General features: G+C 59.6%; 19 protein-coding genes. 10 read left to right on the top strand and 9 right to left on the bottom strand.

Annotation, left to right across the window (positions count from 1 at the left end; all coding sequences use genetic code 11):
- Positions 1-178 precede the first annotated feature (178 nt).
- Positions 179-1,543 carry an OprD family porin gene (locus tag KBP52_RS25125; RefSeq protein ID WP_212621205.1) on the top strand — a complete coding sequence of 455 codons (1,365 nt, stop codon included), beginning with the start codon at positions 179-181 and terminating at the stop codon, positions 1,541-1,543.
- A gap of 118 nt (positions 1,544-1,661) precedes the next feature.
- Here the strand turns inward: KBP52_RS25125 and KBP52_RS25120 are convergent, their stop codons facing one another.
- A complete protein-coding gene (locus KBP52_RS25120; RefSeq protein WP_212621204.1) occupies positions 1,662-2,504 on the bottom strand; it encodes a mechanosensitive ion channel domain-containing protein in 843 nt (280 codons plus the stop codon).
- Positions 2,505-2,685: 181 nt separating this feature from the next.
- A complete protein-coding gene (locus KBP52_RS25115) occupies positions 2,686-3,171 on the bottom strand; it encodes a YajQ family cyclic di-GMP-binding protein (protein WP_007912755.1) in 486 nt (161 codons plus the stop codon).
- A 140-nt stretch (positions 3,172-3,311) separates the two neighbouring features.
- Between KBP52_RS25115 and KBP52_RS25110 the strand changes: the two genes are divergently transcribed.
- From KBP52_RS25110 to KBP52_RS25100, 3 genes are read left to right on the top strand one after another with little or no spacing between them, the layout of a single operon-like run.
- Positions 3,312-4,229, top strand: coding sequence for a putative 2-dehydropantoate 2-reductase (locus KBP52_RS25110; protein WP_212621203.1), 918 nt, complete (start codon positions 3,312-3,314; stop codon positions 4,227-4,229).
- A gap of 45 nt (positions 4,230-4,274) precedes the next feature.
- Entirely contained in the window at positions 4,275-6,311 is a 2,037-nt protein-coding gene (locus tag KBP52_RS25105; RefSeq protein ID WP_116029983.1) for a HAMP domain-containing sensor histidine kinase, read from the top strand.
- 3 nt (positions 6,312-6,314) lie between these two features.
- Positions 6,315-6,899 (top strand): cob(I)yrinic acid a,c-diamide adenosyltransferase, encoded by a 585-nt coding sequence (locus tag KBP52_RS25100; RefSeq protein WP_212621202.1) that lies wholly within the window; start codon positions 6,315-6,317, stop codon positions 6,897-6,899.
- 113 nt (positions 6,900-7,012) lie between these two features.
- On the opposite strand, the gene KBP52_RS25095 is transcribed toward KBP52_RS25100, so the two are convergent.
- The 4 genes from KBP52_RS25095 to secA all read right to left on the bottom strand — a co-directional run bounded on the left by KBP52_RS25095 (position 7,013) and on the right by secA (position 12,819).
- Complete coding sequence (locus KBP52_RS25095) at positions 7,013-7,960, bottom strand: Nudix family hydrolase (protein WP_212621201.1); 948 nt, start codon at positions 7,958-7,960, stop codon at positions 7,013-7,015.
- Complete coding sequence (locus tag KBP52_RS25090; protein WP_116029985.1) at positions 7,957-8,589, bottom strand: glutathione S-transferase family protein; 633 nt, start codon at positions 8,587-8,589, stop codon at positions 7,957-7,959. The genes KBP52_RS25095 and KBP52_RS25090 overlap by 4 nt, the downstream gene beginning before the upstream one ends.
- Positions 8,590-8,743: 154 nt before the next feature.
- On the bottom strand, positions 8,744-9,961 hold the full coding sequence (gene argJ, locus KBP52_RS25085; RefSeq protein ID WP_212621200.1) for a bifunctional glutamate N-acetyltransferase/amino-acid acetyltransferase ArgJ: 1,218 nt from the start codon (positions 9,959-9,961) through the stop codon (positions 8,744-8,746).
- A 122-nt stretch (positions 9,962-10,083) separates the two neighbouring features.
- Complete coding sequence (secA, locus tag KBP52_RS25080; protein ID WP_123593678.1) at positions 10,084-12,819, bottom strand: preprotein translocase subunit SecA; 2,736 nt, start codon at positions 12,817-12,819, stop codon at positions 10,084-10,086.
- Between the two features lie 308 nt (positions 12,820-13,127).
- Between secA and KBP52_RS25075 the strand changes: the two genes are divergently transcribed.
- On the top strand, positions 13,128-13,583 hold the full coding sequence (locus KBP52_RS25075) for a DciA family protein (protein ID WP_077574296.1): 456 nt from the start codon (positions 13,128-13,130) through the stop codon (positions 13,581-13,583).
- A gap of 108 nt (positions 13,584-13,691) precedes the next feature.
- Here KBP52_RS25075 and KBP52_RS25070 read toward each other — a convergent pair whose 3' ends face one another.
- Entirely contained in the window at positions 13,692-15,179 is a 1,488-nt protein-coding gene (locus KBP52_RS25070; protein ID WP_212621199.1) for a helicase HerA-like domain-containing protein, read from the bottom strand.
- Positions 15,180-15,368: 189 nt separating this feature from the next.
- Between KBP52_RS25070 and KBP52_RS25065 the strand changes: the two genes are divergently transcribed.
- The 4 genes from KBP52_RS25065 (at position 15,369) to KBP52_RS25050 (ending at position 20,517) form a co-directional block, all read left to right on the top strand.
- The gene (locus KBP52_RS25065; protein ID WP_077574297.1) at positions 15,369-17,258 is read left to right on the top strand and encodes a methyl-accepting chemotaxis protein; all 1,890 of its coding nucleotides are present in this window, start codon (positions 15,369-15,371) and stop codon (positions 17,256-17,258) included.
- Positions 17,259-17,631: 373 nt separating this feature from the next.
- Complete coding sequence (locus tag KBP52_RS25060; RefSeq protein WP_249122212.1) at positions 17,632-18,753, top strand: glycosyltransferase family 1 protein; 1,122 nt, start codon at positions 17,632-17,634, stop codon at positions 18,751-18,753.
- Positions 18,746-19,522, top strand: coding sequence for a DUF2334 domain-containing protein (locus tag KBP52_RS25055; protein ID WP_212621198.1), 777 nt, complete (start codon positions 18,746-18,748; stop codon positions 19,520-19,522). The genes KBP52_RS25060 and KBP52_RS25055 overlap by 8 nt, the downstream gene beginning before the upstream one ends.
- Positions 19,519-20,517, top strand: a complete 999-nt coding sequence (locus KBP52_RS25050; protein WP_212621197.1) for a lysylphosphatidylglycerol synthase transmembrane domain-containing protein — start codon at positions 19,519-19,521, stop codon at positions 20,515-20,517. The genes KBP52_RS25055 and KBP52_RS25050 overlap by 4 nt, the downstream gene beginning before the upstream one ends.
- Here KBP52_RS25050 and KBP52_RS25045 read toward each other — a convergent pair.
- Positions 20,501-20,680 carry a hypothetical protein gene (locus KBP52_RS25045; RefSeq protein ID WP_034153438.1) on the bottom strand — a complete coding sequence of 60 codons (180 nt, stop codon included), beginning with the start codon at positions 20,678-20,680 and terminating at the stop codon, positions 20,501-20,503. The genes KBP52_RS25050 and KBP52_RS25045 overlap by 17 nt on opposite strands.
- A gap of 85 nt (positions 20,681-20,765) precedes the next feature.
- Entirely contained in the window at positions 20,766-21,614 is an 849-nt protein-coding gene (gene purU, locus KBP52_RS25040; RefSeq protein WP_007912774.1) for a formyltetrahydrofolate deformylase, read from the bottom strand.
- Positions 21,615-21,951: 337 nt separating this feature from the next.
- On the opposite strand from purU, the gene mvaT reads away from it, so the two are divergent.
- Complete coding sequence (gene mvaT, locus KBP52_RS25035; RefSeq protein WP_008058684.1) at positions 21,952-22,329, top strand: histone-like nucleoid-structuring protein MvaT; 378 nt, start codon at positions 21,952-21,954, stop codon at positions 22,327-22,329.
- The last annotated feature ends 36 nt before the right edge of the window (positions 22,330-22,365 follow it).

The following is a 22,365-nucleotide window of genomic DNA, read 5'->3' as shown; positions in this document are numbered from 1 at the left end:
CGACATCCACCGCGCCATTTGCGACAACGTCGTAAAGAAGCTGAAAGGTTGGATCAGCAAGTATCGCCAACATTGTCGGCGTGATATAAGTTTGCGCCGACACAAAAAGAAAGAGCCGCCCAGATAATAAAACAGGTGGGACGGCAGTACTCTTCTAAAACCAAAGGAGCAAATCACGATGCGCGTGATGAAGTGGAGCATGATCGCACTGGCAGTTGCTGCAGCCGCCAGTACTCAAGTGGCTACGGCCGCACCGTTTGTAAGTGACCAGTCTGAAGCCAAAGGTTTTGTTGAAGACGCGAAACTCACCGAGACGTTGAAGAACTACTACTTCAACCGCGACAACAAGAACGGCGGCGCTGATGTAAAGGACTGGACTCAGGGTTTCCTGACCAATTTCACCTCGGGTTACACCCAAGGTACCGTTGGTGTCGGTATTGATGCATTCGGCTACCTGGCCTTGAAACTCGATGGCGGTGACGGTACTTCCGGTTCGGGCAACATGAGCCGTAGCGACCACACTGATCCACTGAATGACTCCCGCGACGTTAATGACAGCCAAGGCAAAGCCGGCGCAGCCATTAAATTCCGCATCTCCAAAACCGAGCTGAAAGTCGGCGACCAACAGCCAAGCACTGCTCCAGTGTTCGCTATCGGCGGTTCCCGTATCCTTCCGCAAACTGCCAGCGGCTTCCAGCTGCAGAGCAGCGAGATCAAAGACCTTGACCTCGAAGCCGGTCACTTCTACTCGGCGACCAGCCAGGACAAGAACGCCCGTAACGGCGGTCTGTACTCCAACTACTCTGGCGTAGAAGCCGACTCGATCGACTACTTCGGCGGCAAGTACGGCATCACCGAAAACCTGAGCGCATCGCTCTACGGCGCCAAGCTGGAAGACATCTGGAACCAGTACTACGCCAACGTGAACCTCACCACGCCATTCGGTGGTGACACTTCGCTGAACACTGACTTCAACATCTACCGCACCACCGACACCGGTGACAAGCTGGCAGGTGACATCAGCAACACTACGTTCTCCCTGGCAACCGCGCTGTCGTTCCTGAAAGCACACACCTTCACCCTGGCCTTCCAGAAGGTCAACGGCGATACTCCGTTCGACTACATCGGTGTGGGTAAAAACAACCGTGGTGGCGACTCGATCTTCCTCGCCAACTCCATCCAGTACTCTGACTTCAACGGTCCTGGCGAGAAATCCGTGCAAGCCCGTTACGACCTGAAAATGGCCGAGTACGGCGTTCCAGGCCTGAGCTTCATGGTTCGTTACGTTAAAGGTTGGGACATCGACGGTACCGGCCTGGCTGCAAACAGCCAATACCGCACCAACACTGGCGCTCCGCTGTACGGTGAAGACGGCGAACACCACGAAACCAACTTCGAAGCCAAATATGTTGTTCAGTCTGGCCCGGCGAAAGATCTGTCCTTCCGCATTCGTCAGGCTTGGCACGTTGCCAACTCCGACCAGGGCGAAGGCGATGTCAAAGAGTTCCGTCTGATCACCGAATACCCACTGAACATCTTGTAATCGTCAGTGGTTAGTTTGGAAGCATAAAAAAAGGCCCATCTTGCGATGGGCCTTTTTTATTGCCTGTCACTTGCAATAGTTGCCTGACCGACAAGTCAGGCAATTAATTAGCAACCTATCATTGTGTTACCGATTCCTGCACCACACGAATCACGCGTTGCGGAAAAGGAATATCAATGCCGGCAGTCTTTAAACGATCACGCGACTGTTCGTTAAACATGAACATCACGTCCCAGTAGTCTGCAGTTTTAACCCACACCCGCAGGGAAACAGTGATCGAACTGTCGCCCAGCGTCGAAATCACGGCCTGTGGCGCAGGATCCTGCAACACACGCTCATCCTTGGCCAGATCCAGCAGCACCTGACGGGCCTTTTGCAGATCGGCTTCGTAATCAACGCCTACATCAAACACGACTTTACGAGTTGGCTGACGGTTGGTGTTGGTGATGATGCCGTTCGACAGGTTGCCGTTCGGTACGATGATGGTCTTGTTGTCGCCGGTACGCAGCACCGTGTGGAAAATCTGGATGCTGTCGACAGTCCCCGCCACTCCTTGCGCTTCGATCCAGTCACCGATACGGAACGGACGGAACAGCAGAATCAGCACGCCGCCGGCGAAGTTCGCCAGGCTGCCCTGCAAGGCCAGACCGATCGCCAGACCGGCCGCACCGATCGCCGCAACGAAAGAGGTGGTTTCAACACCGATCATCGAAGCGACGCTGACAATCAGCAGCACTTTGAGAATGATGTTCGCCAGGCTGCTGATAAAACCTTGCAGCGCCAGATCGGCATTGCGCAGGGCCAGCAGGCCACCGATTTTCTGCGTGACCTTGTTGATCAGCCACCAGCCGATGGCCAGGGTAATCACTGCCAACAGCACGCGGCTGCCGTATTCCATGATCATCGGGATCCACGCCTGGGATGCCTTGACCAGGTTGTCCACCTCAGCATTCAAATCCATGTTCTATCTCCTGATTTCCGGCCGTTCGGCACGCGAAAAATAAGCGGCAGAAACCCGCCGGGTGTACACAAAACAATGTGGGAGCTAGCCTGCTCGCGAAGGCGGTGTGTCAGTCAACTCATTGCTGAATGACACGGCGCCTTCGCGAGCAGGCTCGCTCCCACAGGTCATCTGACCGAGCTTAGTCGCGGAAGTTGTTGAACTGCAGTGGCATGCCGAATTCTTTGGCACGCAATGCCGCGATGGCTTCTTGCAGGTCATCACGCTTCTTGCCAGTCACACGCACTTGCTCGCCCTGAATGGCCGCCTGCACTTTGAGCTTGGCGTCCTTGATGTGGCCGACGATCTTCTTCGCCAGTTCCTTGTCGATGCCTTCCTTGAGCACGGCGTCCTGCTTCATCAGCTTGCCCGATGCGTAGGCGTCTTTGACTTCAAGGCACTGCACATCGATCTTGCGTTTGACCAGCGCCAGCTTGAGGATTTCGATCATCGCTTCCAGCTGGAACCCGGCTTCAGCGGTCAGGCTGACGGTCAGGTCCTTTTCCTTGAACTCGAAGCTGCCTTTGCCTTTCAGGTCATAACGACGATCGAGTTCCTTCACGGCGTTCTCGACCGCGTTGGTGAGTTCGTGTTTGTCCAGTTCGGATACCACGTCGAACGACGGCATGTAATCTCTCCAATAAAAAGGCGCGCTCGATGTGGATGGAGCGCGCTTGGCTTGCGGTTAAAATCGGGCTCATTATAACGGGTCTTTTCCCACCGACACGGCGAGCCGCACATGCCTGTACGCAATCGAGCAAAAAACTGATGTCCACCCCCTGGCATGTACTGGGCGCCGGCAGTCTCGGCACACTGTGGGCCACACGTCTGGCCCGCGCGGGTCTGCCGGTCAGGTTGATCGTGCGTAATGCCGAGCGCTTGCGCAGCTATGAAGCAGCGGGCGGCTTGACGCTGGTGGAGCACGGTGTGGCGAGCACCTATGCGGTCCCCGGCGAAACACCCGACAGCCCCGAGCCAATCCGCCGCTTGCTGGTCGCGTGCAAGGCCTACGACGCCGAAAGCGCCGTCGCCCGCCTCGCCCCACGGCTGACAGCGGACGCCGAACTGATCCTTCTGCAAAACGGCCTCGGCAGTCAGGACGCCGTCGCCAACCTTGTGCCATTGGCACGCTGCATCAGCGCTTCCAGTACAGAAGGCGCGTTTCGCGATGGCGACTGGCGTGTAGTGTTTGCCGGCCACGGTTTCACCTGGCTGGGCGACGCTGGCCATCCCGTCGCGCCGATCTGGCTGGATGATCTCGACGCGGCGAAAATCCCCCACGAATGGAGCACCGATATCCTCACGCGGCTGTGGCGCAAACTGGCGCTCAACTGTGCGATCAATCCGCTGACCGTGCTGCACAACTGCCGCAACGGTGGTTTGCAGGAACACCATTGCGAAGTCGCCACCCTGTGCGCTGAACTGGCCGAGTTGCTGGAGCGTTGCGGCCAACCCGCCGCCGCCGACAATCTGCAACAGGAAGTCGAACGGGTCATCCATGCCACCGCCGCCAATTACTCATCGATGTATCAGGACGTCGCCAATCAACGCCGCACGGAAATCAGCTATCTATTGGGCTATGCCTGCAAAGTCGCTGCGCGCCACCAGTTGAACCTGCCGCACCTCAATCAATTGCAACAGCGGCTGATCGCGCATCTGAACAGCCGTGGATTGCCCAGCGACTGAGCAGCGGCTACGCTGGCCACTTGTTCCTTTGCTGCGATAAACCTGATGCCATTGCGCCAGCGCCTCGAAAACCTGCCGGTCGGCCAGAAACTGCTGGCCGCCCTGCTGGTGCTGTTGACCACGGTTCTGCTGGTCGCCAACCTGACCTTTATCAGCGCCGCCTATTACATCTCCCAGGAAAGCATGGCGCCGCAGGCCTTGCAGACCATCGGCCGACTGATTGCCAACCCGAGTCTGGTCAGCGAGGCCCTGCAATCACCGCAAAGCGCCGAGCGCCTGCTCAAAGAGCTCGACAGCTACTCACCGCTGCGCGCCGCCGCGCTGTATGACGGCAAGGGCGAACGCCTGGCGCAAGTCCAGCACGGCGACAAACTCAGCCTGCCGGAACGTTATCGGCACATCGAAGCGTGGCAACTGACCGAGTTTCGCAGCAACCAGTTGATCACCCTGCCCCGCCCCGGCACTGCGCCGGGCCATCTGTTGCTGGTGGCCAGCAGCGAACTGCCGATGGCCTTCTACACCGGCACCCTGACCGCCAGCCTCGGCATTCTGATTTTCAGTGTGTTGTTGTGGCTGGTGATTGCCCGGCAGATCAAACGTCTGATTACCCGCCCGATTCATCAGTTGGAAGAGCTCTCGCGCCAGGTCACCCGCGAAGAAAACTACGCCCTGCGCGCCTCACGCGGCAACCACGACGAAATCGGCAGCCTCGCCGAGGCGTTCAATACCATGCTGTCGCGCATCGAAGCCCGCGAACAGCAACTCAAGCGTGCCCGCGATGACTCGCAAGCCGCCTACGATCAGGCCCAAGGGCTGGCCGAGGAAACCCGCCACACCAATCGCAAACTGGAACTCGAAGTCCAGGTGCGCAGCAAGATCGAGAAGAAGCTCACCGGTTTCCAGAACTACCTCAACAGCATCATCGACTCGATGCCCTCGGCGCTGATCGCCCTCGACGAGCAACTTTACGTCACCCAATGGAACCAGGAAGCCAGTGCCCTCTCCGGCACGCGACTGGACGAAGCGCTGAACCAGCCGATCTTCCTAGCCTTCGAACCGCTCAAGCCATTTCTGCCGCAACTCAAGCAGACGGTCGAGCAGCACACCGTGGCGAAAATCGAGCGGGTAACCTGGTTCAAGGATGAAGAACCGAAGCATTACGCGCTGACGTTCTATCCATTGATGGGCGGTGCCGGGCGTGGCGTGGTGATCCGCATCGATGACATCACCCAGCGTCTGTCGCTGGAAGAAATGATGGTGCAGTCGGAAAAAATGCTCTCGGTCGGTGGCCTCGCCGCCGGCATGGCCCACGAGATCAACAACCCGCTGGGGGCGATCCTGCACAACGTGCAAAACATCCGTCGACGCCTTTCCGCCGACCTGCCAAAGAACCTCGAAACCGCCGAGCAACTGAACATCGACCTGGACACGGTGAACCGCTACCTGCAGGGCCGCGAAGTGCCGCAGTTGCTCGATGGCATTCAACAGGCCGGTGCCCGGGCAGCGAAAATCGTCACGCACATGCTCAGCTTCAGCCGCCGCAGTACCCGGCAAATGGCGCCGTGCGATCTGCCGGCACTGATCGATCAAGCCGTGGAAATCGCCGGCAACGACTTCGACCTGGCCATCGGTTTCGACTTCAAGGGCCAGGCGATCATCCGCCAGTTCGACCCGGCGCTCGGCCCGGTGCCGGGCACCGCCAACGAACTGGAACAGGTGCTGCTCAATCTGCTGAAAAACGCCGCGCAGGCGATTCACCAGCGCGAAGACGACAGTGAGCCTGGGCGGATCATCCTGCGCACCAAGCTCAATCCACCGTGGGCCGAAATTCAGGTCGAGGACAACGGCATCGGCATGAGCGAGAACGTGCGCAAACGCACCTTCGAGCCGTTCTTCACCACCAAGGAAATCGGCCAGGGCACCGGGCTTGGCTTGTCGGTGTCGTACTTCATCATTACCAACAATCACAAAGGACAGATGGAAGTGCAGTCAGCACCGGGCCAGGGCACCTGTTTCACCTTGCGCCTGCCGCTGACGCAACCGCTGCCCATCGCTGCTGAAACCAATCAAATATCGAGGTAACCCATGGGCTTTCGCCTGTCGAAAATCTACACCCGCACCGGTGACAAAGGCGAAACCGGCCTGGGTGACGGCCGTCGCGTGCCCAAGGATCACCCGCGCATCGAGGCCATTGGCGAGGTCGATACGCTGAACAGTCAGGTCGGTGTATTGCTGGCCGGGTTGCTGGCCGAGCGCGACACGTATCCGGGGCTGGATGAACTGATCGAGGTGTTGGCGCCTTGTCAGCATCGCTTGTTTGATTTGGGTGGCGAGCTGGCGATGCCGGAGTATCAGGCGTTGAACGCGGCAGAAATCGAACGACTGGAAACTGCGATCGATGTGTGGAATGAAGAACTGGGGCCGCTGGAGAATTTCATTTTGCCGGGCGGGTCAATGCTGATTGCCCAGGCCCATGTCTGCCGGAGCCTGGCGCGGAGTGCCGAGCGGCGGTGTCAGCATCTGAATGCGCTGGAACCGTTGGCCGGGGTTGGGCTGGCGTATATCAATCGGTTGTCGGATTTGCTGTTTGTGGCGGCGCGGTTGATTGCGCGGCGGCAGGGGATTGCGGAGATTCTTTGGCAGCCGGCTGCCAAGCCAGCAGAAAAGTAGCGCCCTATAGGACGCCATCGCGAGCAGGCTCACTCCTACAGTTGACCGCGTTCTACCTGAAGTAACGCGGTCAATTGTAGGAGTGAGCCTGCTCGCGATGAGGTCAGTAGCCGTTAAACAGAGTCAGGCCAGAACGCGCGAATCCCCGCCACACCCTGCGCGCCAACGCCCCAAGCCTTGTCCCGCTCCGCCGGACCAACCCCGCCCAACAGAAACACCGGCTTACTAAAGCCTTCAATCAACACCTCAGCCTGCTCCCAGCCCAGCGGCTGCGCATCCGGGTGAGTCAGCGTCGGCTGCACCGGCGACAGGGTCACAAAATCCACGCCCATCTGTTCCGCCAACGCCAATTCCTCAGCGTTGTGGCACGACGCCGCGAGCCAGCGCTCCGCCGGCAACGGGCGCCCCGCCGCCGCATATTTACGCAGCTGTGCAGAGGTGATGTGCCATCCGGCAGAGGGGAAATCGCCGAGCCATTCGAACGGCCCCTTGATCATCAACTGCGCCTTGCCGGCACACAGCCCCACCGCATCAACAGCCAGATCGCGGTACTTGGGGTCGTAGCCGTTCGGTGCGCGCAGCTGGATCAGTTTGATCCCACCGGCAATCGCCTTCTGGATTCCGCGCAGCAACGCCGGGGTTTCCAGGTCCTCAGGAGTTATCAGGTATTCCGCCGGCAGACGCGCGGCGGCAACGATCGGCTGATTGGCGGCCGGGAACTCATAGTTCGCCAGCTCCTTCGCGGTCACCCAAGCCAAAGGCTGGCCCTCGGCACCGTGTGGTTCACCGGTGAATGCCGAGACTTCCCAGACATCCAGCAATACCTGCTTGTCCGGGTAATCGTGACGCACTTTGATCAGCGGGCGGGCGGCGCCAACGACGATGCCCAACTCTTCGTGCAGCTCCCGGGCCAGCGCAGTTTCGACCGACTCGTCAGCCTCGACCTTGCCCCCGGGAAACTCCCACAGACCACCCTGATGCTGGGTGTCGGCGCGGCGGGCGATGAGGATTTTGCCACTGTCGTCACGAATGACCGCAGCGGCGACGTGTACACGTTTCACGGATTCAACTCCTCCAGTCCAGCCTTCTGCCATGCCTTGAAGGCGGGCCATTGGTAGACGGTTTCAACATAGGCTTCGTCGGCGGCGGGCAGCTGCACTTGGTAGGTGCGCAGACGCACGGCAATCGGCGCGAAGAAGGCATCGGCCAGACTCACGCGACCAAACAGATACGGCCCGCTCTCGGTCGCGGCGGCACGGCACTCGGCCCACAGCGCGAGCATGCGTTCGATATCGACCTTCACTTCCGGCGGTACCGGGTTCAGCGGTGCGTCATGGTTGAGGTTGAACGGCATGTGATTGCGCATGGCGAAGAAGCCGCTGTGCATTTGAGCGCAGGCGGATCGCGCCTGGGCGCGGGCGAAAATATCGCTCGGCCAGAGCTGCTCGGACGGGAACTGTTCAGCGAGGTATTCGGCGATGGCCAGTGAGTCGGCGATGGTGCCGCGCGCCGTTTGCAGCAGCGGGACTTTAGCGGTCGGCGAATGCTTGAGCAGCAGCGCGCGGGTGTCGGGCTTGCCGAGTTTGATCAGTTCTTCGCTGTAGGGTGCGCCGGTCAGTTCGAGCGCCAGGGCGGCACGCAGGGACCAGGAGGAAAGCAGTTTGTCGCCGATGATCAGGTGCAGGGACATGGGTGTGGCGCCTTTTCGTCAGTGGAGAAACCTGGAGACTTACATTCTTTGAGCTGCCGTCTTCGCGAGCAGGCTCGCTCCCACATTGGATCGTGTCGCCACAAATCCCCTGTGGGAGCGAGCCTGCTCGCGAAAGAAGCGACCCGGTCTAGGATCAAGTGCGGTATTCGGCGTTGATCTTCACGTATTCATGCGACAGGTCGGTGGTCCAGATGGTTTCGCTGCAATCGCCACGACCCAGTTCGATGCGGATGGTGATCTCTTCCTGCTGCATCACCGCCGAACCCTGGGCTTCAGTGTAGGTCGCCGCACGGGCGCCACGGCTGGCGATGCACACCTCGCCAAGGAACACGTCGATTTTGCTCACGTCCAGATCCGGCACGCCGGCACGACCAACGGCAGCCAGAATACGGCCCCAGTTCGGGTCAGAAGCGAACAGTGCGGTCTTGATCAGCGGCGAGTGCGCCACGGTGTAGCCAACGTCCAGGCATTCCTGATGATTGCCGCCGCCATTCACTTCAACAGTGACAAACTTGGTCGCGCCTTCGCCGTCACGCACGATGGCCTGGGCCACGTCCATGCACACTTCGAACACCGCCTGCTTCAATTTGGCGAACAGCTCGCCTTCAGCGCGGGTGATTTCCGGCAGTGCAGCCTTGCCCGTGGCGATCAGCATGCAGCAGTCGTTGGTCGAGGTGTCGCCGTCGATGGTGATGCGGTTGAACGACTTGTTGGCGCCGTCGAGCATCAAGTTGTGCAGGACATCGCGGGAGACTTTGGCGTCGGTGGCGATGTAACCGAGCATGGTCGCCATGTTCGGGCGGATCATGCCCGCACCTTTGCTGATACCGGTGACGGTGATGGTCACGCCGTCATGCGCGAACTGGCGGCTGGCACCCTTCGGCAGAGTGTCGGTGGTCATGATCCCGGTGGCAGCGGCTTCCCAGTTGTTTTCCGACAGATCGTCCAGCGCGGCTTGCAGGGCGCCTTCGATCTTCTCGACCGGCAGTGGCTCGCCGATCACGCCGGTGGAGTACGGCAGAATCTGGCTGGCATCGACACCGGTCAGCTCGGCCAGTCTGGCGGTGGTGCGCTCGGCAGCGGCCAGCCCCGGCTCGCCGGTACCGGCGTTGGCATTGCCGGTGTTGGTCAGCAAATAACGCACGGCGTTCTGTACGCGTTTCTTCGCCAGGATCACCGGCGCGGCGCAAAAAGCGTTCAAGGTGAACACGCCCGCCACGGTCGAGCCTTCGGCGCAGCGCATCACAACGACATCTTTGCGCCCCGGGCGCTTGATGCCGGCCGAGGCGATACCGAGTTCAAAACCGGCAACCGGGTGCAACGTTGGCAAAGGACCAAGACCAACAGCCATGAATGCGCTCCTTACTCAATGATGTCAGCACCGCCACGCGCAGCGACGGTGGTTTAAATGGCAAAACGCCGCGACGGCAGGAGCCGGTCGCGGCGCGGGTATTTCAGCGATTGAAACGGGTTTTACTGGATCTGCCCGTGGCAATGCTTGAATTTCTTGCCCGAACCGCAGTAGCACAGTTCGTTGCGGCCCAGCTTCTGTTCGTTGCGCACCGGCGCGGTGGCGAGGGCGACATCAACCTCTTCACCGAGTATTTCCGGTTGCTCCAGACCTGGCGCTTCGGCGTGTTCGAACTGCATGCGGGCGGCCAGTGCTTCGGCTTCCTGACGCAGACGTTGCTCTTCGGCTTCCGGATCTTCGCGGCGCACCTGAACGTGCGACAGCACACGGATCGAGTCGCGCTTGATCGAATCGAGCAACTCGGAGAACAGCGTGAACGACTCGCGCTTGTATTCCTGCTTCGGGTTCTTCTGAGCGTAGCCACGCAAGTGGATACCGTGACGCAGGTGATCCATGGTCGACAGGTGGTCTTTCCACAGGTCGTCCAGCACGCGCAGTACGATTTGTTTCTCGAACGAGCGCAGTGCGTCGGCACCGGCCTGGTCTTCTTTCTCGTTGTACGCCGCCATCAGCTCGGTCATGAGCTTCTCGCGCAGGGTTTCTTCGTACAGGTGATCGTCTTCGTCGAGCCATTGCTGGATGGGCAACGCTACACCGAAGTCGCTCTGCAGCGAGGCTTCCAGACCGGCCACGTCCCACTGCTCTGGCAGCGATTGCGGAGGAATGTGCGCGCTGACGGTGGCGTTGAGCACGTCCTGACGGAAATCAGCGATGGTTTCACCGATGTTGTCAGCGGCCAGCAACGTGTTACGCATGTGATAGATCACTTTACGCTGTTCGTTGTTGACGTCGTCGAACTCGAGCAGTTGCTTGCGAATGTCGAAGTTACGGCCTTCAACCTTGCGCTGCGCCTTCTCGATCGCGTTGGTCACCATGCGGTGCTCGATCGCTTCGCCCGGCTGCATGCCCAGGGCTTTCATGAAGTTCTTCACCCGGTCAGAGGCGAAGATACGCATCAGGCTGTCTTCCAGCGACAGGTAGAAGCGGCTGGAACCAGCGTCACCCTGACGACCGGCACGGCCACGCAGCTGGTTGTCGATACGACGCGATTCGTGACGCTCGGAAGCAATCACTTGCAGACCACCGGATTCCAGCACTTGCTGGTGACGCTTCTGCCAGTCGGCCTTGATCTGGGCAATCTGCTCAGGGGTCGGGTCTTCCAGCGACGCGACTTCAACTTCCCAGTTACCGCCCAACAGGATGTCGGTACCACGACCGGCCATGTTGGTGGCGATGGTCAGAGCGCCCGGACGACCGGCCTGCGCGATGATCTCGGCTTCTTTTTCGTGGAACTTGGCGTTGAGAACCTTGTGTTCGATGCCTTCCTTCACCAGCAATGCGGACATGTGCTCGGAGGTTTCGATGGTGGCAGTACCCACCAGCACCGGACGACCGGCCGCCATGCTTTCCTTGATGTCCGCAACGATCGCCGCGTATTTCTCTTCGGCGGTGAGGAACACCAGGTCGTTGAAGTCTTTACGCGCCAACGGTTTGTTCGGCGGGATGACCATGACTTCCAGACCATAGATCTGGTGGAATTCGAACGCTTCGGTGTCGGCGGTACCGGTCATGCCGGACAGCTTGGTGTACAGACGGAAGTAGTTCTGGAACGTGGTCGAGGCCAGGGTCTGGCTCTCGGCCTGGATGTTCAGACCTTCCTTGGCTTCGATGGCCTGGTGCAGGCCTTCGGACAGACGACGACCGGGCATGGTACGGCCGGTGTGTTCGTCGACCAGTACGACCTGGCCGTCCTGCACGATGTATTCGATGTTGCGATTGAACAGCTTGTGCGCACGCAGACCGGCATACACGTGGGTCAGCAGGCCCAGGTTGTGTGCCGAGTACAGGCTCTCGCCTTCCGCCAGCAGGCCGACGCGGGTGAGCATGTCTTCGATGAACTGGTGACCGGCTTCGTTGAGTTCGACCTGACGGGTCTTCTCGTCAACGGTGTAGTGGCCAGCCTTGGTGACTTCACCTTCGACTTCTTCAACGTGCAGTTCCAGCTGCGGGATCAGTTTATTGATCTCCATGTACAGCTTGGAGCTGTCCTCGGCCTGACCGGAGATGATCAGCGGGGTACGCGCTTCGTCGATGAGAATGGAGTCGACTTCGTCGATCACGGCAAAGTTGAGTTCGCGCTGGAATTTTTCTTCCATGCTGAACGCCATGTTGTCGCGCAGGTAGTCGAAACCGAATTCGTTGTTGGTGCCGTAGGTGATGTCGGCGGCGTAGGCCAGACGTTTCTCTTCCGGCGGCTGGAACGGCGTCACGACGCCGACGGTCAGGCCGAGGAATTCATACAGCGGACGCATCCAGTTGGCGTCACGACGCGCCAGGTAGTCGTTCACCGTCACAACGTGCACGCCCTTGCCGGACAGTGCGTTGAGGTAAACGCCCAGGGTCGCTACGAGGGTTTTACCCTCACCGGTGCGCATTTCGGCGATCTTGCCTTCGTGCAAGGTCATGCCACCGACGAGCTGTACGTCGAAGTGGCGCATACCCATGATGCGCTTGCCGGCTTCGCGGGCGACCGCAAAGGCTTCTGGCAACAGCTTGTCGAGGGTTTCCCCTTTGGCGATGCGGGCCTTGAACTCAGCGGTCTTGGCACGCAATTGATCGTCCGAAAGGGCCACCATTTGCTCTTCGAAGGCATTGACGAGCTGCACCGTCTTGAGCATGCGTTTGACTTCACGCTCGTTCTTGCTTCCAAAAAGTTTCTTTAACAAAGGCGCAAACATATCGGCAGGATCTTCCACACTAAAGGGATGGAGGGCGGCCCCGTGAGCGTCGCCCGTGCAGCCCTCATGGCCGCATGCGAACGAGCATTCTACCCGGAAACGGAAGTGAGGAAAGTGGCGATGTTCCACGATGCTGGCACTGCGCTTTGACGGGGCTCACTTAAAATAGGGGCGTTTTGCTCAACTTCAAGTCATACAAGGCAGAAGTTAGTCGTTGATTTAATGGGTAAAGCGGGGGCAAAAGCAATGGGCGAGTGATTTCGGCCTTTCTGCTACCATGGCGTTTCTGTTACTTCAGGTGTTCGATCATGGCATTCCGCCCTCTTACGGCCAGAGCACCCGCCGTTCTCCTGCGCGAAGCCAAGCCGCTCAAAGCCATCCTCGGCCATGCCCAACGACTGGGTCATTTGCAGCGCCTGCTCGAAAGCCAACTGCAACCTGCCGCCCGCGAACACTGCCATGTCGCCTCGTGGCGCGAAGGCAGTCTGTTGCTGATTGTCACCGACGGCCACTGGGCGACACGCCTGCGCTATCAGCAAAAACGCCTGCAGCGGCAATTGCAGATGTTTGACGAGTTCGCCAGTCTGACGCGGATTCTGTTCAAAGTGCAGCCGCCGACGGTTCAACGCGGGGCAGCCGGGCACACGATGGATTTGTCCACGGAAGCGGCGGCGACGATTCAGGCGACGGCGGACGGGATCACTGATCCGGGGTTGCGTGCGGCGCTGGAGCGACTGGCGGCGCACGCCAAAGACAAGTCCTGACGGCTATCAATAATTGTAGGAGTGAGCCTGCTCGCGATAGCGGTGAAACAGTCGACATTGTCGTGACTGGCATACCGCAATCGCGAGCAGGCTCACTCCTACATTAGATCAGCGGCGTTTGCTGCCACCGAGTAAAGAGCCCATAAGGCCGCGTACCAGTTGTTTGCCCAGATTGTTGGCCGCCTGGCGCATGGCGGATTTCAGCGCTTGGCCGGCGGCGGTGCCAAGGAACTCTCCCGCCCTGTCGGCCAGGCTCGGCTCTTCAGGCGCAGGCTTGCCTGCGGTTGCCTCGGCTTCAGGCGCCAGGCCCTTGCGTCCCATCAGAATTTCATACGCCGATTCCCGATCAATCGGCTTGTCATAGCGCCCTTTGAACGGCGATCCGGCAATCAACACCGTGCGCTCAGTCTCGGTCAACGGCCCGATCCGCGATTGCGGTGGCGCCACCAGCACGCGCTGGACCATCTCCGGCGTGCCTTTTTCGGTCAGCGTGCCGACCAAGGCCTCGCCAATCCCCAGTTCAGTCAACACCGACAAACTGTCAAACGCCGGATTAGGCCGGAAGCCGTCCGCCACCGCGCGCAGGGATTTCTGCTCTTTGGCAGTGAAGGCGCGCAAGCCATGCTGAATGCGCAGGCCGAGCTGCGCCAGCACGTCATCCGGCAAGTCCGCCGGCGACTGCGTGACGAAGTACACGCCAACCCCTTTGGAACGGATCAAGCGCACCACTTGTTCCAGCCGCTCCTGCAGTGCCTTGGGTGTATCGCCAAAGAGCAAATGCGCCTCATCGAAAAACAGCGCCAGCAGCGGTTTGTCGGCATCGCCGCGCTCCGGCAACTGCTCGAACAGCTCAGCCAGCAGCCACAACAAGAACGTCGCGTAGACCTTCGGCGCCTCGTGTACCAGACGACTCGCGTCGAGCAAGTGAATGCGCCCACGGCCATCGGCGCTCGGTTGCAGAATGTCTTCGAGTTGCAGTGCCGGTTCGCCGAACAAGGCTTCGGCGCCCTGCTGCTCGAGGATCGCCAGACGGCGTAGCAGCGCCTGACTCGAGCCAGTGGTCATCAGCGCCGCGTCTTCGCCCAGCAGTTGCGGGTTTTCCTTGAGATGATTGAGCAGCGCCTTCAGATCTTTCAGATCCAGCAGCAACAGGCCCTCGCGATCGGCAACCTTAAAGGCTGCGTAGAGCGCCGACTGCTGACTGTCGGTCAGTTCCAGCAGGCTGCCGATCAGCAACGGGCCCATTTCGCTCAACGTGGTGCGCAATGGATGACCGGACTCACCGTGGATATCCCACAGTGTCACCGGATAAGCCTGCGCCGTGTAGTTGAGCCACGGCATCCCGGCGATACGCTCGGCAACCTTGCCCTGCGGGTTGCCGGCCGCACCGAGGCCACACAGATCGCCCTTGATGTCCGCGGCAAACACCGCGACCCCGGCGTCGCTGAACGCCTCGGCCAAACGCTGCAAAGTAACGGTTTTACCGGTACCGGTGGCGCCGGCGACCAGTCCGTGGCGGTTCGCCAGGCGCATGGCCTGAGCAATCTGCTGGCCCGCGAGATCAGCGCCGATTACGAGTTGCGAGGAGTCAGGCATTTTGTCACCCAGTGGTTAATCTTTGATTACGCATGGCCGATACAGAAGAGTGAGAGACCCGACCACAAGTCAGGCCGGACATTTCCCTAAGGAGAGACGGAAATATCAGCTTGTTTTCACCCTTGCCCATTTTGCGCGCTTCTATAAAAGCACGCCCTGGACATTAAGACCTTAGCGGAACCCCAAGCCATGAACAAAAATCTGCGCTTCAGCCATAAAATCTTGCTTGCCGCCGCCCTTATCGTCATTGCCGCCTTCGCCTCGTTTACCTTGTACAACGACTGGCTACAGCGCAATGCGATCCGCGATGACCTGAACAACTATCTCAACGAGATGGGCGAAGTCACCGCCGGCAATATCCAGACCTGGCTCAGCGGTCGCATTCTGCTGATCGAGAACGCCGCCCAGAACATCGCCATCAACCCGGAACCGGCCAATGTCGCCAGCCTGCTGGAACAGAAAGCCCTGACGTCGACGTTCATGGCTTCCTACCTCGGCGATGCCACTGGCCACTTCACCATCCGTCCTGATGCGAAGATGCCCGACGGTTTCGATCCACGGGTGCGCCCTTGGTATAAAGGTGCCGAGAGCAGCAGTACCTCGACCCTGACCGAGCCGTACATCGACGCCGCGACTGGCCAACTGATCATTTCCATCGCCACCGCCTCGAAAAAGGCTGGTCAGAGCGTGGGCGTGGTCGGTGGCGACTTGAGCCTGCAATCGCTGGTCGACACCCTCGCCGCCCGCGACTTCGACGGCATGGGTTACGTGTTCCTGGTCAGCGCCGACGGCAAGATCCTCGTGCACCCGGACAAGGCGCTGGTGATGAAATCACTGAAAGAAGCCTATCCGCAGGACACCCCGCGCATCAGCAGCGACTTCAGCGAAGTCACCGTTGACGGCAAGACCCGCATCGTCACCTTCGCGCCAATCAAAGGCCTGCCGTCGGTGAACTGGTACATCGGTCTGTCGGTGGACAAGGATCAGGCTTTCGCCATGCTCAGTCAGTTCCGCACCTCGGCCGTGATCGCCACCGTGATCGCGGTGGCGATCATCATCGCCCTGCTTGGCATGCTGATCCGCCTGCTGATCCAGCCGCTGCACGTGATGACCCGCGCCATGGAAGACATTGCTGATGGCGAAGGCGACCTGACCAAACGCCTGACCATCGTCAATAACGATGAGTTCGGCATCCTCGGAACCGCATTCAACCGTTTCGTCGAGCGCATTCACGGCTCGATCCGCGAAGTGTCTTCGGCGACCGGCCAGGTTAACGAAGTCGCGCTGCGCGTGGTCGCTGCGTCGAACTCGTCGATGTACAACTCCGATCAGCAAGCTTCGCGCACCAGCAGTGTGGCGGCGGCGATCAACCAGCTCGGCGCCGCCGCGCAGGAAATCGCCCGCAACGCCGCACAAGCCTCGAATCAGGCCAGCGACGCGCGCGGCCTGGCTGAAGACGGCCAGCAAGTGGTGGATCGCAGCATTAAAGCGATGAATCAGCTGTCGAGCATGCTCAGCGCGTCGAGCAGCAATATCGAGTCGCTGAACAGCAAAACCGTGAACATCGGCCAGATTCTCGAAGTGATCACCAGCATTTCCCAGCAAACCAACCTTCTAGCGCTTAACGCGGCGATTGAAGCGGCGCGTGCCGGTGAGGCCGGTCGTGGTTTTGCTGTGGTGGCCGATGAAGTGCGCAATCTGGCACACCGCACCCAGGAATCGGCGCAACAGGTGCAGACCATGATCGAGGAGCTGCAGGTCGGCGCCCGTGAATCGGTGAGCACCATGAGCGACAGCCAGCGCCACAGCCAGGACAGCGTGGAAATTGCCAACCTTGCCGGGGAGCGCTTGAACAGCGTGACGCAGCGCATTGGCGAGATCGACGGCATGAACCAGTCGGTGGCCACGGCGACCGAGGAGCAGACCGCTGTGGTTGAGTCGATCAACGTCGATATCACCGAGATCAACACGCTGAACCAGGAAGGTGTGGAGAACTTGCAGGCGACGTTGCGGGCTTGTTCGGATCTGGAGCAGCAGGCTTCGCGTCTGAAGCAACTGGTTGGCAGCTTCCGTATCTGAAGATCAAGAGCCTTACCCCCTCACCCCAGCCCTCTCCCCCAGGGGGGCGAGGGGGAAAGGGAGCCGATCTTCGTGCTGTTCAAAATTCGAGTTCGACTCAGGTCTCTCAAGTCGGCGTACCTCCAACATCCACCACGGTCTGATCCCTCGTCCTTAAAAGGGCGAGAGGAAAGGGAGCAGATCTTCATGCTTTTCAGAACCTGAGTTCGACTCAGGTCTCTCAAGTCGGCGTACCTCCAACATCCACCTCGGTCAGTCCCCTCTCCCTCCGGGAGAGGGCTAGGGTGAGGGCGCTCTTCAGCCCACCGCGCAATCCCGACCGAACATCTATTCTTGATAAAGGTCAACCAAGGGAGAACCACGCAGCGGAGGGTTGATCACCGTGCACATCGCCGACATCACCATGTTCTACGCCCCGGCCAGCGGTGGCGTGCGCACTTATCTGGATGCCAAACACCGCCGGCTGGGCGTCAAACCCGGCATTCGCCACAGCCTGTTGATTCCAGGTGCGCATTTCGGCGAACACGACGGTATTTACACGGTTCCCGCCCCCGCCCTGCCCTTCGGCAAGGGTTATCGCTTCCCTGTACGCCTCGCGCCTTGGCGAAATGTCCTGCAGGATTTGCAGCCTGATCTGATCGAAGTCGGTGATCCTTACCTGACCGCATGGGCCGCGCTGGATGCCCGGCGGCAGCTCGATGTGCCGGTGATCGGCTTCTATCACTCGGATCTGCCGCTGCTGATCAGCAATCGCATGGGCCATTGGGTCACGCCGAATATCGAGGCATACGTCACCAAGCTTTACGGCAACTTCGATCGGGTCCTGGCACCCAGCCAGGTCATGGCTGACAAGCTCAGCGGCCTCGGTGTACGCAATGTTTTCGTGCAACCGTTGGGCGTCGATCTGCAGACCTTTCACCCCAGTGTCCGCGACCCGCAACTGCGCGCAGAACTGGGCATCGCCGAAGACACCCGGTTGCTGATTTTCGCCGGACGCGGTTCGAAAGAGAAAAACCTGCCGGTGCTGCTCAAATGCATGCAACGCCTTGGCCCGCGTTATCACTTGTTGCTGGTCGGTTCTTCGATGCCGGCGGCAGTGCCGGACAATGTCAGTGTGATCGACGAATTCTGCCCCGCGCCACGCGTCGCGCAGTTGATGGCCAGTGCCGATGCGTTGATCCATGCCGGCGATCAGGAAACCTTTGGCCTGGTGATCCTCGAAGCCATGGCTTGCGGCATTCCCGTGGTGGCGGTGGCTGCCGGGGCGTTCGAAGAGATTGTCACTGAGTCTTGCGGCCTGCTGTGCGCGCCAAACAACCCGCAGGCGATGGCCAATGCCGTGCGCGAACTGTTCAGTCGCGGCTGCGGCAAACTGGGCGCACAGGCCCGCCAGCATGTCGAAACCCACTACGCCTGGGACACGGTGGTCGACAGTTTGCTGGGCCACTATCACGCGGTACTTGGGCAAACGCTGCCGCGGGTGGCCAATGGTTGAATCGATGAACAATCCCGCCGTGTTGCTGGTATTGCACGACGTGGCACCGTCGACGTGGACGGATTACCAACCGTTTGTCGAGGCGGTCGACGCATTGGGCAATGTGCCAATGACGTGGCTGGTCGTACCGAACTTCCACCGGCACAACACCCTCGACGCTCACCCGGCATTTTGTCGAATGCTCGACACGCGCGCCGCCCGTGGCGATGAGTTGGCGTTACATGGTTATTTTCACGATGACCAGGAGCCCCGCCCAACGACACCACGAGACTGGTTCATGCGCCGGGTCTACACCCATGAAGGCGAGTTCTATCGTTTGTCCCGCGAAACCGCCCTCGCCCGCCTGCGCGATGGCATCGATGTTTTCCAGCGCCGCGGCTGGCCGCTGCACGGTTTCGTCGCCCCGGCGTGGCTGATGAGCGACGGCACCCGCCAGGCCCTGCGTGAATTGCCGTTTAGCTACACCAGCGATCCGCAGCATCTTTATCGGTTGCCGGATTTCACCGCTATCGACGCCCCCGGTCTGGTCTGGAGCGCCCGCAGTGCCTGGCGCCGGGGCCTGTCAAAGTTGGTCTGCGAGCAGCGGGAACAGCGCTGGTGCCAGGCGCCGGTGATTCGGCTAGGCTTGCACCCGGTGGACATGCGCCACCGCTTCTCCCGCGACTACTGGTTGCATACTCTTGAACGACTGCTGAACGAAGGACGCGTACCGATGACCAAAATGAACTGGCTCGCTCAACAGTGCGGTCGACTGGAACGCGTCGCATGAGTCGCGGCATTCTGTTGCTCATCGGCCTGCTCGCGGCAGTGCTGATTCCGGTTGTGCTCGGCGGCGGCGAAACCTGGGCGCGGCTGCAAAGTTTCCCTTTGCACTGGCTGCTGATCATGTTCGGCATGATCCTGCTGTGCTGGGGCATCAATACCCTGCGTTTACGGTTGTTGCTTGGCGATCAACGTGATCGCGTAACACCCTTGAAGAGTCTTGGCGTGGTCATGGCCGCCGAATTCGCTTATTGCGCAACACCCGGCGGCAGTGGCGGACCACTGACGATCATGGCCCTGCTGGCCCGTTCGGGTGTGCGGCCGGCGCGGGGCAGCGCGGTGTTTGCCATGGATCAACTGAGTGATTTGCTGTTCTTTCTCTGCGCCCTTAGCGGAATTCTGATTTATGCGCTGTTTCAACACCTCAGCGATCGGCTGGAGTGGCTGCTGAGCGTCAGTGCGGTGTCATTGTTCGGCGGTTTGCTCAGTTGCGTGCTGGTTGCGCGTTATCACCGCGCCTTGATTCGCCTGAGCGGTCGTCTGCTGGCAAGGATGAACGTTAAGGCCAGCACCCGCCGTCGCTGGGCGCGCAAGTTGCTGCATTTTCTCGCCGCGTTTACCGATACGTTGAAGTTGCCCTTGCAGACACTGATCAAGGTCTTCGCGCTGACGTGCGTGCATTGGTTGCTGCGTTACAGCGTGCTGTATCTGGCGCTGCGCGGGTTGGGCGCCGACTTGCAGTGGGCGTGGAGTTTTCTGGTGCAGATGCTTTCGCTCGGAGCCGGACAATTCAGTCTGCTGCCGGGCGGTGCCGGGGCGGCGGAATTGACGTCGGCAGCGCTGCTGGCGCCGATGGTAGGGAAATCCACCGCAGCGGCGGCGATTCTGATTTGGCGGGTGGTGACGTATTACTTCTATCTGGTGGTGGGGGGCCCGGTGTTTCTGTTGATGTTGGGGCGGCCGCTGTTGAAGAAGCTGATGAACGTCAGACAGGCTTCTTGACGTCGTCCTGCTCCTGCTCTTTGAGTTGTTCCCACAACTCGGCAGCGCCGGGAAACTCGGTACCATCCTCCGGGCTCATGTCCTCGGGATCATATCGACTCAAACAACCCTCGCCCAAAGTTGCCGGTGCTTTGGAAGTGGCTTTGTCCAGTGGATCACTCATGAACATTTCCTCGGGGCTTGAATGAACAAGGGTCTGAGCGATTGAACGCCCAGACCCTTGGTTTTTCAAGCCTGCATGGGTTCGATCAGAACACCACAGTCTTGTTGCCGTGCACCAGCACGCGGTCTTCGAGGTGATAACGCAGGCCACGCGCCAACACCATCTTCTCGACATCACGGCCGAAACGCACCATGTCTTCGATGCTGTCACTGTGGCTGACGCGGACCACGTCCTGCTCGATGATCGGACCGGCGTCCAGCTCTTCGGTGACGTAATGGCAGGTCGCACCGATCAGCTTCACGCCACGCAACGACGCCTGGTGGTACGGCTTGGCGCCGACGAACGACGGCAGGAAGCTGTGGTGAATGTTGATGACCTTGTGCGCGTATTCACGGCACATGTCCGGCGGCAGGATCTGCATGTAACGCGCCAGTACCACTACTTCGGCATCGTGCTGTTTGACCAGGCGCGACACTTCGTCGAAGGCCGGTTGCTTGTCTTGCGGATTGACCGGAACGTGGTAGTAAGGAATGCCGTGCCACTCGACCATGCTGCGCAGGTCATCGTGGTTGGAAATCACGCAGGAGATTTCGCAGTCCAGTTCATCGCTGTGCCAGCGGTGCAGCAAGTCAGCAAGGCAGTGAGACTCGCGGCTGGCCATCAGCACGACACGCTTTTTCTGCTCGGTGTCGGTGATGCGCCAGTCCATCGAAAACTCTTCGGCGATCGGTGCAAACTTCTCGCGCAGCACTTCAATACCGAAAGGCAGCGAATCGGCACGAATTTCGTGACGCATGAAGAACCAGCCCACTTGATTGTCCGAGTGGTGGCTCGCTTCGGTGATCCAGCCGTTGTGGGCTGCCAGAAAATTACTGACTTTGGCAACAATGCCAACGCGGTCCGGGCAAGAAATCACCAGGCGGAAAGTGCGCATGAGGGGGAAACTCCAGAACTTCGCAAAGGCCGCCATTCTAGCGGCTGCGGGGGAAAACTGCAGTATTGATCAGCATCGGTGCGCGCCAGGCCCGGCACTCCGGTTTTTCGCTGGCGTCACCATCAAGCTGAGGGCCAGCGTGTGACATCGCTTGATCAGGCAACTGTGAATATCTGTGATGACTGGATCACACTATTTAACTGAATATTCAATAGAACGCAGTTTCTCGTAACTAATTTAAATAAAAACTCCGGTTAAATGTTTACTTGATGAAACAGCCTGACTATTATTGCGGCACTGTCACCCTGCCATCCCGCACTCTACTAAGGTAGTAATCATGTCCTTGATCAACGAATATCGCGCCACCGAAGAAGCTATCAAAGAGCTGCAAGCCCGTTTGAAGAACCTGTCCCAAGACGACAAACTGCAAACCGAGCTGGAATTCGAAGGCAAACTGCGCACCCTGATGGGCGAATACTCCAAGTCGCTGCGTGACATCATCGCGCTGCTGGACCCGGAAGCAAAAACCAAAGCTCCACGTGGCGGCGCTGTAAAAACTACCGGCACCAAGCGTGCTCGCAAAGTTAAACAATACAAAAACCCGCACAACGGCGAAGTCATCGAAACCAAAGGTGGCAACCACAAAACTCTGAAAGAGTGGAAAGCCAAGTGGGGCGGTGACGTGGTTGAAGGCTGGGCTACCCTGCTGGGCTAAGCCGTAACGCCTTCGCAGAGCGATCCGCGAAAAAAC

The organism is Pseudomonas sp. SCA2728.1_7 (assembly GCF_018138145.1).
Classification (GTDB): Bacteria; Pseudomonadota; Gammaproteobacteria; order Pseudomonadales; family Pseudomonadaceae; genus Aquipseudomonas; species Aquipseudomonas koreensis_A.
This window is presented reverse-complemented; position numbering and strand designations above follow the sequence as displayed.